The sequence below is a fragment of the Nocardia sp. NPDC056541 genome (genome assembly GCF_042794235.1).
Taxonomy (GTDB): Bacteria; Actinomycetota; Actinomycetes; order Mycobacteriales; family Mycobacteriaceae; genus Nocardia.
Genome location: NZ_JBHTUD010000012.1, coordinates 197,193 through 214,928, shown reverse-complemented (window position 1 = coordinate 214,928; position 17,736 = coordinate 197,193). Strand labels below are relative to the sequence as shown.

Sequence of the window (17,736 nt, the reverse complement as noted above, 5' to 3'; positions counted from 1 at the left end):
CATCGTGATCAAGAGCGGCACCCGGCTGACGAGCCAGGTCTGTGAAACACAGGTCATCGTCATCAAATCCACCGACGCCATCGACGACTTGCGTTGTGGCGGTGCCCCGATGGTGCCGTTGGGCAGCGAGACCGGCACCGGGGCGGTCCTCGATCCCGCGTTCGCCGGCGGCACCGCGGTCGGCAAACGCTACGTCCACGACACCGGCGCCGAACTGCTCGTCACGCGAGCGGGCAAAGGCACCCTCGATGTGAACGAGATCCCGCTCGGTCTCAAGGAGGCCAAGCAACTGCCGTCCAGCGACTGATCGGACAACCTACGCGAACGGCGCTCCAGCCTAGAGAAGGCTGGAGCGCCGTTTTGTTGTCGTCGACGAGGTTGCCTGCCTCAGCGCCAAGCGGCCATCAGCTCGGCGGTCGTGGTGACGGTGGCGATCAACGACAAGGTGTTGTCGATGATCGCCTCGCCGTATTCGCTGGGTACGCCCGCGACCGCATCGCGGGGCAACACGACATCGTAGGCGGCGTTGACCGCGTCCATCACCAGGTTCGGAATCGCCACGTTCAGCGAAACACCCACCACCACAATGGTCTTGACACCGAGGTTGCGGAGCACGGCGTCGAGGTCGGTGCCGCCCATCGGCCCGAGACCGTGCTGTCGGCCGAGTACCAGATCGGTGGGTTCCGGGCCCAGTTCGGGCAGCAGGGTCGCACCCTCGCTGCCCGGGGTCACCGCGACGCCGCGGCGCCCGAGGGCGAACAACTTCGCGTTGTGATTGGAGCCGAGACCGTCCGCACGCCGCCACACCAGACAGTGCACGACCCGCACCCCGGCGACGCGGGCCGCCGGGAGCAGGGTCGCGATATTGGGCAGCGCGGCCCGCCGGGCCTCACGCGCGAGCGCGGGCAACCCGGCTGCGGGGCCGACCACCGCGCCTTGGCATTCCTGGGTGATCACGGCGGTATGGGCCGGGGCCACCAGATCAGCCAGTGACCGCACGCTCATCCGCTCACCGCGCGGACGATACTGTCGCGGCGTCGGCCGGTGGCACGTCGTAGAACTGGGCAGCCCACTGGCGCAGCGACAGATACGGTTTGGCGTCCTTGGGCGAGAGCGGGGGCTTCTCCACGTATTTCTGGTAGCGCCAGATGTCGAGGTCCTCCCAGACCGTCACCAGGAATTGCTTCTCCACCCGCGCACGAACTTCCGGCGGCGGCACATCGCCGTCGTCACCCGGGTTCTTCGGCCACCAGATCGAATAGAACAGATCCGAGCACTCGTCGTCGACCGGAGTGGTCGCGAAGATCAGCCGGTGCTTCGATGACCCCTCGAACGCGCTGATCGAACCGCCGAGGCCGAACATCTGGGCGTGGATCTTCAACGCCATCTTGTTCGGGTCGTCACTGCGCGCGTCCGGCCATCCGGTCAGGAAGTTCCATGTGTGGTCGACCGCGCTGTAGTCCAGCATCTGCGGGGTGACCGTCGCGCCGTGCACATACTCGAAATGCAAACTGTCCGGGCCGTTCTCGAGCACCACCTGTGGGTGCACGGGCTCACGTTCGGTCTTGCTCGAGAACTCCGGGTACGGGCGGTAGTAGGCGTCCGGATCGGAACCGAGGTCGGGGAACATCGTGAGGATGTCGGGCATCTCCCACTGCGGCGGCGTTCCCTCCGGGTGGTGCCACATGAACACACACCCGTTCTGCTCGTTGACCGGATACACCTGCAGACGCAGACCACGGTTGACGCGGTCCTCGCCGGGGATGTTCTTGTTCCGGCCGTCCGGTCCCCAGCGCCAGCCATGGAACGGGCATTCGACACAGTCGCCGACGACCTTGCCGCCGTGGCCGAGATGGGCGCCGAGATGCTTGCAATGGCCGGTCAGGATGTGTACCTCGCCCGCCTCGTCGCGGTAGCCGACCAGGTCCTCGCCGAAGTACTTCAACGGGCGTGTCTGCCCGATCGGGAACTCGGCCGACCAGCCGACCATGAACCAGCCGGTGACCTTCCAGGTGAACGGGACCTTCACAGCAAACCTCCAGTGCTGGGCAACTTTCCAGGATTTCGGTCTCGGTCGGCCGAGCCCGGCGCGTTCATGTGGTGACGATGGTGGCGCCCGCGGTGCCGGGAGCGCCGTAGAGCAGGGCGAACCCGGCTGTGGGTGTACCGCCGACCTGCCGATCGCCCGCGGTGCCGCGCAGTTGCAGGACGAGCTCGTGCAACTGGCGCATGCCGGAGGCACCGATCGGTTCGCCGTTGGCGATGAGTCCGCCGTCGGTGTTCACCGGCAGAGATCCGGAGATCTCGGTCGCCCCCTCGGCGATCAGCCGTTCCTGCTCGCCGTCGGCACAGAAGCCCGCTTCGGCCATATGGATGATCTCGGCGCCGGCGTCGGTGTCCTGCAACTGGACCACATCGATGTCGCCGGGCGAGACCCCCGCCGACTCGAACGCGCTGCGCGCGGCATAGACCGAGGGCGAGACATCCTCCTGCACCGGGGCGTAGGTCGTATTGACCTCATAGGCGCCGTAGGTCCGGGTCCGTACCTCGACAGCTCGCACGAAGATCGGTTTGCTCGTGTACCGGTGCGCGATGTCGGCCCGGCACATGATCACCGCGGCCGCGCCCTCATCGGGCGCGCAGAACATGTAGTGGGTCAGGGGGTAGTTGAACATCGGCGAGTCGAGAATTTCCTGCTCGCTGATCGGCTTGCGCCGGAAGGCATTCGGGTTCAAGCCGCCGTTGCGGTAGTTCTTGGCGGCCACCTTGGCCAGGGTCTCCTGAGAGATACCGTGGTCGTGGAGGTAGCGATTGGCCTTCATCCCGAAGAACTTCGTGGTCAGGTATTGACCGTTCTCGCCGTACCACTTGGGCATGCCGACCAGAGTGGGGTCGACGGTGAAGGCACCACGCGGATGCTTGTCCATCCCGATCGCGATGCCGATGTCGTACTTACCGAGCCGGATCGCGTCGGCGCAGGCTTCGGTGGCGCTGGCGGAGGTGGCGCAGGCGTTGAAGACATTCGTGAACGGAATACCGGTCAGTCCCATCATGCCCACGATCGCGTCGGGATTGGCGACCTCCCAACTGCCGCCGACCGCGAATTGCACATCGCGCCATTCCAGCCCGGCGTCGGTGAGCGCGGCCCGGATCGCGTCGGTGCCCATCTGCATGGCGGTCTTGCCCTCGAATCGGCCGAAGGGGTGCATCCCCACGCCGATGATCGCTACCTCGTTGGTCATGTCAGAACTCCTGTCCCTCAGGCGGGTTGGAAGGCGAAGGTGAGAACCTCGGCGCCTTCGGGGTCGGTGCCGAGCGGAACGGTCGTGAGCACGACGTCCATCCCGAATTCGAGCTTGTCCGGGTCGTTCTCGGTGAGTCTGGCCTCGACCCGGATCACGTCACCGAGCTGCACCAGCCCGACGCCGAAGGGCACGAAGGTCCGGGCCGTCTCGTCCCCGAGATAGGGCGCGCCCGGCAGGAATCCCTGGGTGGTCCAGGCCACCAGGGTTCCGGTGCGCGGCAGGGTGATCTGTTCGATCGACGGGCGGCTGCACCGCGGGCACAGGTCCTGGATCGGGAACACCGCCGCACCGCAGTCGGTGCACGATCCGCCGACGAGGTGGAACTCCTCGGCGGGCCAGTTGGAGATTTCCGGAGCGATCATTCGTTGCATCTATGGTTCCTCGACTTCTGATCGGTAGCGGGCGGGGGTCGATCGCAGCGCGCATTCCTCCACGAACGACAACAGGCCCAGGTGATAGGCCGCGGCGCCGTAGCCGACGCTCAGGTTGTGCCCACACCCGTATTGCACGTTGTTCACGAAACGTGATGTAGCGGTGAATAATTCGGCGATCCCGGCGCGGGCAGCCGGGTCGGTTCGCCACACCTGCTCGTACTCGGCGTCGGTCACCCGGACCGGGACACGCATCCGGGCGGCGAGCGTCGGGAAGTCGGTCGGCCAGTCGTGCACGACGGCGACCTCGTAGCCCGGCGTGCCCGAGGTCAGCAAACGCCCGCCGAGGACCTCCGGCGGGTAGCTGTCCTGTGGGAACCACAGCAGTTCGCGAATTCCGCCTGCCCTGCCCGTCTTCCGGATCTTTTCGATGACCCGGATGGCCTCGGGACGCTTGTCGACACCGGTGCCCGCCAGTTCGAGGCCGAGCAGTTCGGCGCCCCGATCGTCGGCGGCCATCCGCGCGGCCAGGTCACAGCCCGCCGAATGTCCGGCGAGGAAGACCCCGGCGCCGCGTTCGCTCGTTCCCAGCAGCGCGTCGATCGCGGCATAGGTCGCGTCGACGCGGCGCTGCGGCTCGTCGAACAACTCACCCCACGGTTCCGAAGCGCCGTATCCCGGTCTGTCGAGCGCGAGAACGGTGAAACCCAGTCGGGCGCCGACCCGTAGCAGCGACAGCGACGGCCGGTCCGGTAGATCGAAATAGCGCGCCGTCGTCGCGCCGCCGTGCACGGCGACCAGCACGGCGCGAGGATCGGCGACCTCGGCGCACAGCGCCGACATCCGGATTCCCGCGACCTCGACTTCCCTGGTGACGACGCTGTCGACGGCGCTGTGCTCCGGCAGCAGGCCGGTGCCCTCGGCGCTCACGAGTCCGCCCGCAGCAGCATCACACCGCTGGGAGTCAGTCCACCGCTGCTGACGACCGCGACCCGGGCCGCTGGAATCTGTCGCTGCCCAGCCCCGCCACGCAACTGCGTGATCGCCTCGTGGATCAAACCCATGCCGTGGGTGCGCCCGTGCGAGAGCTGCCCACCGTGGGTGTTCAGCGGCAGCACTCCGTCGCGCGCGATGTTCTTGCCGCCCTGGAGGAAGTCCTTGGCCTCGCCGATACCGCAGAAGCCCAGCGCCTCGATCCAGGACAGACAGTTGAAGGTGAATCCGTCGTAGAGCTCGGCGACATCCACGTCGTCGGGCCCCAGGGTGGTGCGCGACCACAGATGCGCCGCCTGGCCGAGCACCTGCGGTTCGTGGGTGAGCGTGCTCTGATCCCATTCGAGCCGTTCGATGATCTGGGTGCCGACCGCCTCGACGAAGACCGGTGGTCGGGCCAGATCGGCGACGGTTTCCCTGGCCGAGACGATCACGGCCACCGCACCGTCACACGGCACGTCGCAGTCGTAGAGACCGAACGGTGTGGTGATGGTGCGGGCGGACAGATACTCGTCCATGGTCAGTGGGTCCCGGTAGATCGCGGAGGGGTCGAGGGCCGCGTTGGCTCGCTGATTGAGCGCGATCCAGCCCAGCGTCTCCCGATCGGTGCCGTAGCGGTGGAAATGCCGTTGCGCGGTCTGGGCGAGCAGGTGCGCCGCCGAGATCGCGCCGAACGGAGTGAGCCACGGGTCGGTGATCCCGCCGGACGGCGTGATCGTCCCGGCGCGAACGTGTTCGGCGTAGGTGGATTCCCACACCGTGCGAAAGCACAGCACATGACGAGCCAGACCACTGGCCACCGCGAGCATCGCCGCGATCACCGAGCCGCCGGGGCCGAAGGTCTCCGCGCTGCCGTTGTACCAGGTCGGGCGGATGCCCAGGGCCGATTCCACCGCCGTGACGCCGCCTTCGGAGAAGGGCCCGAAGTTTCCCGACCCCGGATAGGTCGACAGACCGTCGATGTCGTCGAGGTCGAGTCCGGCATCGGCGACCGCCGCCCGGCACGCCGCCAGGGTCAGCGACAGCGGGTCGGCCATGAGCCGCCGCCCGATCTCGGACCGGCCGATCCCGGTGAAGGCGACTTTGTCCTCGAACTTCTCGCGCGAGGCCATCGGCCGCACATGCTCGCGCACGGCGGCCGGGTCGATCGGGTCCACCGGCATCGCCGCGGGCGGCGATGCCGGATCCGCCGGGCGGAACAGCGGTAGCCAGGCCGAACCCGCCTGCTGGAACACCACCGCCATCCGTTGGCCGAGCACGAGATCGGCGGGATCGCAGTCGATCACATTGGTGGTCAACCGGACTCGCGAGTCCTCCTCGAGCGCGACCTGCGCGACGACATAGGGCGCGGGCAGCCCGGGCACCGCGAATCGCTCGTTGACCGTGAAACCGATCAGCGTGGCGAATCCCGAGACCACGCTGATCTCGAGCTGATCGGCACGGCAGTACCGGCACACCGGTTGCGGCGGATGGATCAGCGCCGCGCAGGAGCGGCACTGGGTGATCCGCAAGCGACCGTCAGCGCCGGAGGCCCAGTAGAAAGCGGTCTCCGGCGTGATCGGCGGCGGCGGCCGTTGCGTGGTCTCGGCCACGGGTGCTCCTTCCGAGCGCGATCAGCTCGCCTGCGCCTTGGGTTTGGCCGGCAGTGAGTAGTTGGCCCGGCCGAGCCCGAGAATGTGCTGGGCGATCATGTTGCGGAACACCTCGAGCGTGCCGCCGTAGATGCCGCACAGCGGCGCCCAGCGGTAGATGTATTCCATCCCGCCGTTGTCGGCGGCGCCCTCGGTCTCGATCGGCAGCGCGGCGGCGGGGCCGAGGATGTCCATCAGCTCGGGTGAGATGTCGCGCATGGCCTGCGCGATGGCGACGCGGCCGAACATGTGCGGCGCGGCGAGCGCGGCTTCCATCCGCGCGATACTGCGGCCCAGGCGATAGCCGACCGACCGGTCGTCGAGCAGACGACGCCCGTCGGGACCGGGACGGGCCGCGATGGCGACCACCTTCTCGACCGAGGTCGCCATCATCGTGCCCTGGTGGATGAGGATCGAGACATCCTGCAGGCCGTCGTCATCGGCGCCGACCACACCGTGTTCCTCGTTGAGGGGGCCCATCAGCACGGCCCACCCGCCGTTCACCTCACCGAGACGGTACTTGTCGTCGACCCGGACATCGCTGTAGTAGACGATGTTGGTCCGATCACCGTCGACGGTGCGGATGCCCTGGATCTCGATGCCGGGGCTGTTCAGCGGCACCAGGAACATGGTGAGGCTCTTGTGTTTCGACGCCTCGGGGTCGGTATTGGTGATCAGGAAGACGTACTGGCAGTTGTGCGCGCCGGTGGTGAACATCTTCGAGCCGTTGATCACCCACTGGTCGCCGTCACGCACCGCCCGCGTCTTGCACATCGCGACGTCGGACCCGCCGTCGGGCTCGGTGTATCCCAGGCACAACCGGATCTCACCGCGCTCGAGGCCGGGCAGTACCTCTTCCTGCAATTCGGCCGAACCATGTTTGCGCACGGACTTGGAGACGATCGCGGTCGTACCCCAGGTGACCCAGGGAATGTGGACCCGCCGCTTCTCCAGGTCCCACATCCGGCGCCGCAGGCGATTGAGCCCGCCGTCCGCTTCGTCGGCGAGCTCCGCCTTCAGCCACCCGGCCGCGCCGAGCGCCTCGTGCACGCCTGCGTCGAAGTTGTCACCGGTCTCGCGATCGCGGCGACGCACCTCGTCGGTGACATGGGTGGTGAGAAAGGCTCGTGCGCCGTCCAGGAATTCCTGGTCATCGGCAGAGAGTTCGACTCGTGAGAAATTCATGTTCTACTCCGTCCTAGGCCGACGCTGCGGCGAAGAGTTCAGCGACCTGCACTGCGCTGGCGCCCAGATCACCGGCGGCCAACGGCCAGCCCCGTGCCCGCACCAGATAGGCCGACGCGGCCGCTTCCGTCGCGACCCCGAGTCCGCCCTGCACCTGGACGGCCATCGTCGCCGCCCGCGGCGCCTCCTCGGCGATGAAGACGAACGCCGCGGCCGACAGACCGGGTTGCGTGTCGGGCTCGTGTTCGAGGAACCACGCGGCGCGCCGGGTCAGGTTGCGCGCGGCATTGACCGTGATCGCGATATTGGCCAGTGGATGGGAGATGCCCTGCAGGGTCGAGATCGGGACACCCATCGTGTAGCGGGTGGTGGCGAATTCCGCGGCGATCCGGAGGTTTTCGTCGATCAGCCCGACCAGGGCCGCGGCGGTGAGCACGCGCCATTCGTCGAGCGCCCGGTGGTACTCGGTGAGCGCCTGCGCGCCACTGGCCAGCACGGTCCGGCGGTCGGCGGCGGCCGGGTCCACCCAGGCCATCGGCAGCCGGCCGATGTTGTCGACCTTCGCGGGGCGGGTATCGAAGCTCACCCGCACGATGTCGTCGCCGTCACGGACGATGATGTCGTCGGCGACCGAGCCCGCGGCGATGAGCCGCACGCCGGTCGCGGGGTCGACGCGGGTATCGAGGGCGAGCAACCGTGTGCCCTCGACCACCTCGGTGCTGTCACTCTCGCCCGCGGTCAGCGCGCCGAGTCGGCCCAGCAACCGTGCCGCGCAGATGTGATCGATCCACGGCAGCGGAGCGATCACCCGTCCCAATTCCTCAGCTACCAAGGACAATTCGACCAGGGTCGCGCCGTCACCGCCGACCGCTTCCGGCAACGCCATCGAGGTCGCGCCGGTCGCGCACAGCTGCTCCCACAGATCCTTGTCGAATCCGGTCTCCTCCGCCGCGCGGACGGTCTCGAGGGAACACCGCGAACGGAAGAACTTCGCGTAGACGGCCTGGAGTTCGGTTTGATCCGCCGACAGGCTGTAGTCCTGTCGACGCAGTTCATATCGGTCCAACATCGTATTTCTCCTGATTGCGGCGCGTCAGTCGCCGACGGATCGGTCGCCGAAGAAGAACTCCTGCGCGTTGTTGTAGAGGTAGTTGTCGAGCACGTCCGCGGGCAGATCCAAGGCCTCGGCCTCGGGCACCAGCCTGCGCATAGCGAGCACCGGCCAGTCCGAACCGAAGATGACCTTGTTCTTCCCCCGGGTGCGCATGAAGTGGATCAAGCTGTCCGGCAACCTTTTCGGTGACCAGGCCGAGGTCATCAAGCGCAGGTTCTCGTATTTGATGAGCAGCCGGATCGCGGTGTCCCACCACGGATCGGCGCCGTGGATCATGCACAGTTTCAGTTCGGGGAACTGGTAGCACACCCGGTCCAGATAGATCGGATTCTGGACCTCACCCGGGATCGGCGGGCCAGGAATGCCGGTGTTCATGCACAACGGAAGACCGATCTCGGCGCATTTGTAGTAGAGCGGGTAGTACACCGCGTCGGTCGGCGGATACCGGCCGTCGCCCCAGAAACTCGCCCCGGTGGTGGTGTAGGTGACGGGCAGGTCGCGCACCAACGCGGTGAGTTCACGCAGCGAGGCGACCGGGCGCAGGAGATCGACGCCGTTGACCGCCAGCGAGAACCGATCCGGGCGTGCCTCGACGAACGCGAGCGCGGTCTTGGACGGTTTCACCATCGAATACATCAGAACGGCCTTCTCGACGCCCTGTTCGTCCATCTCGTCGAGCAAGGCACCGAGTTCGACCTGGGCGTACATCGACGCCGCGCCCTTGAAGTAGTCGTCGCGGACCTTGAGCATCCAGGTGGGTTGCTCGAGCTCGCCGAAGTGGACATTGACCAGACAGTCGTTGACCTTGCGCATCGTCATTCCCCGTTTCCCTCGGCTTCCGCGGCGGCGCGCTGCATGGCCCAGCGGTAGTCCGGTTTGCCGTTTCCGAGCCGACGGATCTCGTCGACATAGATCACGGCTTTGGGCACCTTGAAGCCGGCCAGCCGAGATCGGCACAATTGCCGCAACGCCGCCGGACCGACCCGATTCGCCGCGTACACACGGTCGCCGGGGTCGACACAGACCAGCGCGACCACCTCGTTGCCCCATCTCGCACTCGGTCTGCCGACCACGAGCGCGTCACCGACCCGGGGATTCGAACGCAACACCTCCTCGACCTCTTCGACGAATACCTTCTCGCCACCGGTGTTCACCACGAGGGCGTCGCGCCCGAGCAACCGCAAGGAGCCGTCGGCGGCGACGCTCGCTCGATCACCGGGGATCGCCATCCGGACGTCGCCGATGACGGGGAAGGTGCGCTCGGTGGCCTCGCGGTCGTCGAGGTAGCCCAGCGGGACGCGCCCGGTCCGCGCCGCCCAGCCGACCTCGCCCTCCCCCGGCGTCAGGAACCGGGTGCGGTCGTCGCTCACCGCTGTTCCGCCCGGCATCGGCGCGAAGCTGTCGACTTCGTTGCCCTTGGTACTGCGACCGAATCCCATGCCACCCGTTTCCGACGACCCGTAGCCCTCGACCACGAACGCGTGCGGAAGCAGGTCGAGCAAGTCACGCCGGTGCACCGGATTGGTCGCCGCGCCGCCGGTACCGATCGCCATCAACGCGGACAGGTCGTAGGACTCTTCGCGCAACGCGCGCACCAGCGGACCGGCGTAGGCGTCACCGACGATCGTCATGAGCGCGACCTTTTCCTGTTCGGCCACGCGCAGTGCGCTGTGCGCGTCGAACTTGTGCCGGTCGTCGTAGAGCACGATCGTCTGCCCGGCGAGCAGACCGGCGAACGAGGTCCAGATCCCCGCCGCGTGCGACAGCGGCGACACCGCGAACCAGACGTGACCGGTCATCAGCGCGAGCCGGCGCAGGCCCTCACCCGACTCGTGATCGGCACCGTTCATCGACGAGACGTACATATCGCTCTGACGCCAGAGCACGCCCTTGGGCCTGCCCGTCGTGCCGCCGGTGCACAGCATCACCAGGTCGTCGGGCGAGGTCTCGATGACCGGTTCGTCGGCGCCGAGCGCCACCGCGTCCTCGTAGCCGATCGCACCCGCCAGCTCGGGGACGTCACTGCCGTCGTCCACCGAGACCAGCAGTTCGACGCCCTCGGGCGCGGATTGCTCGACGACCGAACCGAAGGACCGGTGGTAGACGATGCCGCGCGGCTTGATGTAGGCGAGCAGATCCCGGATCTCGTGGGCGGTGTAGTGGTGGTTGATGTTGACCGGTACGACCCGCGCCTTCATACCGGCGATCATCACGTCCAGATACTGATCGTTGCGCATGAGCAGCGCGATCCGATCCTGCCCGCATTCCCATCGATCCAGTTCCGCGCGCGGGGTGTGCACACCGAATCCCCGCTCGGCCAGGAAGTTCGCGAACTTCCTGGTGCGCAGCGCGGTGTCGCCGAAGGTGCGGCGACGCTCGCCGCACACTGTCAATGTCCGATCCGGCACCGCCGCCGCGACCTCGTCGAATACCGCGCCGATCGTCCATTCGGTCAACAGAGCGCTCCGCTACCTGCGCGGAGGTTCGATTGTTCTGTGTGCATGGTTCGGTCCTCGATGTCCTAGCGGAACGAAGCGGCGGGTGTCGCGCGCCGCCTGACGGGAAAGCTTGCCGCAAGCCGAATAGATATGACTACTGTATACGTAACAGTAGAGCCTGACGCAAGGTTTCGTCCGAGGATCGCTCCCGAACCGTCGAAGACCGGCCCAGCGGCGAGCGCAATCGATCCGCCACCTGTCGCAGATTCAAACGGTAGTCTTTACTGTATATGTAACGGTATGACTCACCGATACCGATCGAACAGGAAGAATCGGGGACGACAGTGACCACCGACAACGCGCCCGACAACAACGCGGGGACGGTGGGCGTCGAGCACGACGGACCGATTCTGCGCCTCACCATCGACCGGGCGAACCGACGCAACGCACTCTCCCCCAGCATGATCGACACCCTGGTCGCCACGCTCACCGCCGCCGCGACCGACGCCGAGCTGCGCGTCGTACACATCACCGGCGCCGGAGCGGACTTCTGCTCCGGTGTCGACTGGGTGGCGACCAACAGCGCGGGCGAGCGCCCGCCGACCGGAGATCTGGTGCGACGCATCCCCCACACCGCCCACCGGGTCATCGAGCTGCTCCAGACGGTGCATCTACCGGTGGTGTGCACCGTCCGGGGCTGGGTGGCCGGGCTCGGGTGCAATCTCGCGATCGCCGCCGATTTCACCCTCGCCGACACCGACGCTGTCTTCTGGGAGCCGTTCCTGCCGCGCGGATTCAGCCCCGACTCCGGCTCCACCTGGCTGCTCCCCCGCCTGGTCGGACTGGCCAGGGCCAAGCGGATGCTGCTACTCGGCGAGAAGGTCGGCGCCGGCGACGCCGCCGACTGGGGCCTGATCCACGCGGCTATGGCACCCGACGACCTCGACCGGGCGACCGAGGAACTGCTCGCCCGGTTGGCCGCCGCGCCGACCATCGCCTTCGGCCTGGCCAAACAGTCCATCCACCGCAATTTGGTCACGGGATTGACCGAGGCGATGGACAACGAGCTCTACGCACTGGAACTCGCTTGCCGCACAGCTGATTTCAAGGAGGGTCTGGCGGCCTTCCGGCAACACCGTGCTCCCGAGTTCCACGGCCGGTGACCCCCGGCCGACTCTCCCACCACCCGACACCATGAAGAGGTACCGATGAAGACCAGAGGCGCGTTGATCTGGGACCGCGATCAGCCGTGGTCGATCGAAGACATCGAGATCGGCGAGCCACAGACGGGTGAGGTCAAGGTCAGGATGGAGACGGCGGGGCTGTGCGACGCCGACCACCATCTCGTCACCGGCGACATCGCCATGGCCGACTTCCCGGTCCTCGGCGGTCACGAGGGCGCGGGGGTGGTGGTGGAAGTCGGTGCGGGCGTGCACGATCTCACCGTGGGCGACCATGTGGTGATGTCGTTCGTGCCGTCCTGTGGCACGTGCGGGCCGTGCCGGGCCGGACTGTGCAATCTGTGCGATCTGGGGGCCGGCCTGCTCGGTGGCGCGGCTGTCTCCGACGGCACCTTCCGGGTCACCGCGCGGGGACGCGGAGTGCACCCGATGGCACTGGTCGGCGCGTTCGCGCCGTACGCCGTGGTCCATCGGGCCTCGGTGGTCAAGATCGACCCGTCGATCCCGTTCGAGATCGCCTGCCTCGTCGGTTGCGACATCACCACCGGCTACGGCTCGGCTGTCCACACCGCACGGATCCAGCCGGGTGAGGATGTCGCGATCATCGGGCTCGGCGGCGTCGGCGCGTCCACGCTGCAGGGCGCGGTGCTGTCCGGGGCGTCGCGGATCTTCGTCGTCGACCCGGTCGAGTGGAAGCGCACGCAGGCCGAGAAACTCGGTGCCACCGATGTCTATCCCGATCTCGCGACCGCCGCCGCCGGCATCACCGCCGCGACGGGCGGACGGATGTGCCACAAGGTGATCGCGTCGATGGGGCGACGAGACGGCGACGACCTCAAGGCGTGGATGGACCTCACGGCCCGAGCAGGCACCTGTGTGCTCACCGCCATGGGCTCCGCAGTGGCCGCCCAGGTGCCGCTCACGCTGTCGATGCGGACGTTGTTGCAGAAGAACCTGCAGGGCAGCCTGTTCGGCGGCGGGAATCCGCACGAGGACATCCTCGAGGTGCTGGCCCTCTACAAACTCGGCGACCTCGATCTGGACGGCACCCGCACCAAGGAGTACCGGCTCGACCAGATCAACGAGGGCTACGAGGAGATCCACCGCACCCACGGGCTACACGGCATCATTCGCTTCACCGACGCCGACCGGTAGCACACACAGCACGAGGGCCGGACGATGTCGTCCGGCCCTCGTCCTGTCGGCGGTTCAGGGAATGATGACGGTGCGCTGCACGGGCTCGGCGGGGGTCTGTCGCCCGTAGAGGCCGCGCTGCAACGAGCGCAGCAGAACGTCGCGTGTTTCCTCGGGCCGGATCAATTCGTCGAAGCCCATGTGTTCGGCCGAATGGTAGGACGCCTTCAGTTCCATCTCGCGTAGTTCGGCGGCCAGATCCGCTTCGGCGTTGGAGGCGTTGCTCAACGCGGCAGCGCCCATCGCGCCCATCGTGGCGCCCGGGTAGGCGAAGGTGCCCGCCTGACCGTCGAATCCGATCAGCGACATCACCATCGAGCCGAATCCGTAGGCCTTGCGCAGTGTCACATGCAGTTTCAGCGTTGTCGCCGCGGTCTGGGCGACGAACATCCGCGCGCCGCTGCGCAGCACGCCCTCCCGCTCGGACTCGCTGCCGGGCAGCATGCCCGGATTGTCGGCGAGGAAGATGATCGGCAGGTGGAAGGAATCGGCGACCATGATGAAATGGGCCGCCTTGTCCGCGGCCTCGGTGTCGATCGAACCGGCGAGGACCTGCGGCTGATTGGCCACCACCGCGACCGGGTGCCCACCCAGATGCGCCAGCGCGCAGATGATCGGCGTGCCGCGTTCGGGCTGCACCTCGAACCAATCGGTACCGTCGAACACGACATCGAGCACGGCCCGCATGTCGTAGCTCTGCACGTTGTCCCGGGAGACGATGTCGAGCAACTCCGGTGTCGCGCGCGGACCCGTGGTCTCGTCGGCGAGATACACCGGCGGATAGGACCACGCGCTCGGCGGGAAATAGGACAGGTAGCGGCGGATCTCGTCGAGGACGTCCTCGTCGGTCTCGGCGACGTTGTGGACCACACCGCTGGGCAGCGCGACATCGGGGCCACCCAGGTCTTCTTTCGAGATGGTCTCGCCGGTCGAGACTTTCACGACCGGCGGGCCCGCGGTGAAGATGCAGCCCTGCCTGCTCATGATGGAGAAGTCGGCGACCGGGGCGACCAGCGCGCCGTGGCCCGCCGATGGCCCGAGCACGGCGGTGACCATCGGCACCTTGCCCGAGCACTGCGCCTGGGCCAGCAGATCGGTGGGGGTGCGACCGTAGTGATCGCCGGTCGGACGGAACCCCGCTCCTTCCAAGAGCATCACCAGCGGTACCTTGTCGCGCACCGCCAGTTCGGCCAGCCGGTAGCGCTTGGAATTGCTGCCGGGAGCGATCGAGCCGGCCAGGGTGGTGAAGTCCTCGGCGCCGACCATGACGGGGACACCGTTGATCAGCCCGGACCCGGTCACAATCGCGTCGGCGGCGGCGATGTCGCCGCCGACGAGTGTGCCGAACTCCTGGAACGTGCCGGGATCGAGCAGCCGTTCGATGCGCGCCCTGGCGTCCAGCTTGCCCTTCCCCCGGTGTTTGGCGACCCGGTCCGGACCGCCCATCTCCAGCACGCGCGCGCGGCGACGGCCGAGATCGTCGAGGGTCTCGTCCCAGGTGTTGGCAGTTGTCATGTCGTGGCCTGTCTTCTGTGATCGGTCGCGCGGACAGCGCGGGAATTCGGGAGGGGCGGGATTCTCAGGTCAGTCGATGGTGAAACGGATCGGCAAATGCTTCAACCCACCCACGAACGTCGTCGCCGTCAACTCTGGCTCCCCCACCAACTCGATCGACCGCAAACGCGGCAACAATTCCCCGAAGAACTTACTGATCTCCATCCGCGCCAACCCCGCACCCAAACAAAAATGCACACCATAACCGAACGCCACATGCTTGTTCGGCTCACGCTCGATATCGAACCGGAACGGATCATCGAAAACATCCTCATCCCGATTCGCCGACGCGTACGACAACAACAACGAATCCCCCGCCGGAATCGACACCCCGTTCACCACCGAATCCTCAGCAGCCGTGCGCATGAACGCCTTCACCGGTGTCACCCACCGAATGATCTCCTCCACCGCACCCGCCATCAACTCCGGATGTTGCCGCAACCGATCCAACTGCTCAGGATGCTCGATCAACGCACGCATACCACCCGAGATACTGCTACTCGTCGTGTCATGACCCGCCGTCGCGATAATCGCGTAATACGACACCACATCCACATCCGACAACAACTCACCGTCGACCTTCGCGTTCGCGATCGCCGACGCCAGATCATCGGTCGGATGCTCTCGTCGAGAGTTGGTCAACGCGGTGAAGAAGGTGAACATCTCCACCAACGCGTTCATCGCCTCATCCGGCGGCGTCGATCGCTTCAGCTCGTCGTCATCGGAGCCCATCAGCTCCTGGGTCAGCTTCAGCATCAACGGGAAATCGGACTCGGGTACCCCGAGCAACGACATGATCACATACAGCGGGAAATTCACCGCGATCTCGGACACGAAATCACACTCACCGCCGGTATCGCGCATGCGATCCACGTATTGTTTCGCGAGCTCCTCGATCCGCTCGCCCATCGCCTTCATCGCCTTGGGCGCGAACCAGTCCGCCGCGATCGCCCGCACCACCCGATGCTGCGGATCATCCATGTGAATCAATGTCCGGATCCCGATCGCGGCCTGCATCTCGTCGGACTCCGCGGTCATCAATACCGGACGCGGCCAGTTCGTGAACCGGCGATTCGCCCGCTCGATCGCCATCACGTCGGCGTGCTTGGTGATCGCCCAGAACGGTTTGTACCCCGCCACTTCCACCCGCGCCACCGGCTTGTCCGCCCGCAACGCGGCCAATGCGGCGTGCAGCCTCGCCTCGTCGGCGTAGGCGGCAGGCTCGGCGAGAACGTTCGCGGCCTCATCAACGATCGGCATCACTATCAGCACCTTTTCCCGTTCCGAGCTGGCAACCCAGCAATCCACCACCTCGCGCGCACCCGCGCCGACGGCGTTGTCTCGCCCACAAGACTGATTTATAGTTACCCTTACTGTCAAGCTTTCTGTAACTACCACGGAGCGCTCGATCGATGCGGTACTCTCACCGCCCGCCGCCCCGCGCTCGAGGCTCCCACCTCGACAGTCGCATTGCCGACCCGGATGTCGGTCAGATACTGTATGCCTTACAGTAAGTATTACTCCCAATACTCGTACGGTGTGACGAAGCCAGAGGTGAGCTGTGAACAGCCCAGTTGAGGACCGAGCAGAGACGATGGGGGACGTTCCCGATCCCCACGATCCCTACCCCTTCTTCGCCGCGCGGCGGCGCGCGGGCGGCGTATTCCACGGGACGGTGATGGACTACTCCAGAACCCCAAAGGAACTGCGCCCCACCGATACCTACGCCGTGATGTCGTGGTCCGCGGTGAACAAGGTCTTGCGCAACAACACGGTGTTCAGCACCCAGCTCTACGACGCGACGATCGGCGTGTTCATGGGCCCCACCATCCTGGCGATGAACGGCGCACCGCACCGCGCCCACCGCAATCTGGTGTCGGCGGCCTTCAAGCCGCAGTCGCTGGCCGTGTGGGAACCCGAGGTGGTCCGCCCGATCTGCGACGAACTCATCGACGAATTCATCGACGAAGGACGCGCGGACCTGGTCCGCGACTTCACCTTCGAGTTCCCCACCCGGGTCATCGCCCGCCTGCTCGGGCTGCCGGCCGAGGATCTGCCCTTCTTCCGGGACGCCGCCGTGGCGATCATCAGCTACGCGGGCAACGTCCCGAGGGCGCTGCGAGCGTCCAAGGAACTGAAGGAGTACTTCCTCGGTCATATCGAGCAGCGGCGATCCGCTCCGAGTGACGACATCATCAGCGACCTGGTCACCGCCGATATCGACGGCGAGAAGCTCAGCGATCGCGCGATCTACTCCTTCCTCCGGCTGCTGTTGCCCGCGGGCCTGGAAACGACCTACCGCTCGTCGGGGAACCTGCTGTTCCAATTGCTCAACCACCCCGAGCAATTCGCCGCGGTCCAACAGGATCACGGCCTGCTCCCGCAAGCGATCGAAGAGGGCTTGCGGTTCGAGACGCCGTTGACGCTGGTGCAGCGCTACGTCACCGAGGACACCGAGTTGGAGGGCGTCGCCATCCCCGCGGGGGCGGTCGTCGACGTCTGCCTCGGCTCGGCGAACCGTGACGAGACCCGGTGGGAGCGTTCCGAGGAATTCGACATCTTCCGGCCGCACATCCCGCACATCAGCTTCACCGCGGGCGCGCACACCTGCCTCGGGTTGCACCTGGCCCGCCTCGAGACGCGCGTCGCCATGGAGGCGCTGCTGGCGCGACTGACCGATATCACTCTGCTGCCGGACGGTAACCCCCACATCTTCGGCCAGCCGTTCCGATCGCCGACCTCGCTGCCGGTGACCTTCGATGTTCGCTGA

The 17,736-nt window shown here is 66.6% G+C and carries 16 protein-coding genes; 4 read left to right on the top strand and 12 right to left on the bottom strand.

Going from position 1 to position 17,736, the window contains the following annotated elements; translation table 11 throughout:
• Positions 1-4: 4 nt before the first annotated feature.
• A complete protein-coding gene (locus ACFQ9R_RS22340) occupies positions 5-307 on the top strand; it encodes a hypothetical protein (RefSeq protein ID WP_378992962.1) in 303 nt (100 codons plus the stop codon).
• Between the two features lie 80 nt (positions 308-387).
• Here ACFQ9R_RS22340 and ACFQ9R_RS22335 read toward each other — a convergent pair whose 3' ends face one another.
• The 10 genes from ACFQ9R_RS22335 to ACFQ9R_RS22290 form a co-directional block, all read right to left on the bottom strand.
• The gene (locus ACFQ9R_RS22335) at positions 388-1,005 is read right to left on the bottom strand and encodes a cysteine hydrolase (protein WP_067446975.1); all 618 of its coding nucleotides are present in this window, start codon (positions 1,003-1,005) and stop codon (positions 388-390) included.
• A gap of 4 nt (positions 1,006-1,009) precedes the next feature.
• Positions 1,010-2,029 carry an aromatic ring-hydroxylating dioxygenase subunit alpha gene (locus ACFQ9R_RS22330; RefSeq protein WP_378992960.1) on the bottom strand — a complete coding sequence of 340 codons (1,020 nt, stop codon included), beginning with the start codon at positions 2,027-2,029 and terminating at the stop codon, positions 1,010-1,012.
• A 64-nt stretch (positions 2,030-2,093) separates the two neighbouring features.
• Positions 2,094-3,242 carry a thiolase family protein gene (locus ACFQ9R_RS22325; RefSeq protein ID WP_067446979.1) on the bottom strand — a complete coding sequence of 383 codons (1,149 nt, stop codon included), beginning with the start codon at positions 3,240-3,242 and terminating at the stop codon, positions 2,094-2,096.
• 17 nt (positions 3,243-3,259) lie between these two features.
• Entirely contained in the window at positions 3,260-3,676 is a 417-nt protein-coding gene (locus ACFQ9R_RS22320; protein ID WP_067446981.1) for a Zn-ribbon domain-containing OB-fold protein, read from the bottom strand.
• Positions 3,677-4,606, bottom strand: coding sequence for an alpha/beta hydrolase (locus tag ACFQ9R_RS22315; RefSeq protein ID WP_378992958.1), 930 nt, complete (start codon positions 4,604-4,606; stop codon positions 3,677-3,679).
• On the bottom strand, positions 4,603-6,261 hold the full coding sequence (locus ACFQ9R_RS22310; protein ID WP_378992957.1) for a zinc ribbon domain-containing protein: 1,659 nt from the start codon (positions 6,259-6,261) through the stop codon (positions 4,603-4,605). The genes ACFQ9R_RS22315 and ACFQ9R_RS22310 overlap by 4 nt, the downstream gene beginning before the upstream one ends.
• 21 nt (positions 6,262-6,282) lie before the next feature.
• Entirely contained in the window at positions 6,283-7,485 is a 1,203-nt protein-coding gene (locus tag ACFQ9R_RS22305; protein ID WP_378992955.1) for an acyl-CoA dehydrogenase family protein, read from the bottom strand.
• A 13-nt stretch (positions 7,486-7,498) separates the two neighbouring features.
• The gene (locus tag ACFQ9R_RS22300) at positions 7,499-8,551 is read right to left on the bottom strand and encodes an acyl-CoA dehydrogenase family protein (protein WP_378993016.1); all 1,053 of its coding nucleotides are present in this window, start codon (positions 8,549-8,551) and stop codon (positions 7,499-7,501) included.
• A 27-nt stretch (positions 8,552-8,578) separates the two neighbouring features.
• Positions 8,579-9,418, bottom strand: coding sequence for an amidohydrolase family protein (locus tag ACFQ9R_RS22295; RefSeq protein WP_378992953.1), 840 nt, complete (start codon positions 9,416-9,418; stop codon positions 8,579-8,581).
• Positions 9,415-11,055 carry an AMP-binding protein gene (locus ACFQ9R_RS22290; protein WP_378992949.1) on the bottom strand — a complete coding sequence of 547 codons (1,641 nt, stop codon included), beginning with the start codon at positions 11,053-11,055 and terminating at the stop codon, positions 9,415-9,417. The genes ACFQ9R_RS22295 and ACFQ9R_RS22290 overlap by 4 nt, the downstream gene beginning before the upstream one ends.
• Before the next feature lie 326 nt (positions 11,056-11,381).
• Between ACFQ9R_RS22290 and ACFQ9R_RS22285 the strand changes: the two genes are divergently transcribed.
• Both ACFQ9R_RS22285 and ACFQ9R_RS22280 read left to right on the top strand, forming a co-directional pair.
• Positions 11,382-12,200 (top strand): enoyl-CoA hydratase/isomerase family protein, encoded by an 819-nt coding sequence (locus ACFQ9R_RS22285; protein WP_378992948.1) that lies wholly within the window; start codon positions 11,382-11,384, stop codon positions 12,198-12,200.
• 45 nt (positions 12,201-12,245) lie between these two features.
• Positions 12,246-13,373 (top strand): NDMA-dependent alcohol dehydrogenase, encoded by a 1,128-nt coding sequence (locus tag ACFQ9R_RS22280; protein ID WP_378992946.1) that lies wholly within the window; start codon positions 12,246-12,248, stop codon positions 13,371-13,373.
• Between the two features lie 54 nt (positions 13,374-13,427).
• Here ACFQ9R_RS22280 and ACFQ9R_RS22275 read toward each other — a convergent pair whose 3' ends face one another.
• Together ACFQ9R_RS22275 and ACFQ9R_RS22270 are read right to left on the bottom strand one after the other, a co-directional pair.
• The gene (locus tag ACFQ9R_RS22275) at positions 13,428-14,927 is read right to left on the bottom strand and encodes an acyl-CoA carboxylase subunit beta (protein ID WP_378992945.1); all 1,500 of its coding nucleotides are present in this window, start codon (positions 14,925-14,927) and stop codon (positions 13,428-13,430) included.
• Positions 14,928-14,996: 69 nt separating this feature from the next.
• Positions 14,997-16,226, bottom strand: coding sequence for a cytochrome P450 (locus tag ACFQ9R_RS22270; RefSeq protein ID WP_378993015.1), 1,230 nt, complete (start codon positions 16,224-16,226; stop codon positions 14,997-14,999).
• A gap of 334 nt (positions 16,227-16,560) precedes the next feature.
• Here ACFQ9R_RS22270 and ACFQ9R_RS22265 point away from each other — a divergent pair, with 334 nt between their 5' ends.
• Positions 16,561-17,736 carry a cytochrome P450 gene (locus ACFQ9R_RS22265; protein ID WP_378992944.1) on the top strand — a complete coding sequence of 392 codons (1,176 nt, stop codon included), beginning with the start codon at positions 16,561-16,563 and terminating at the stop codon, positions 17,734-17,736.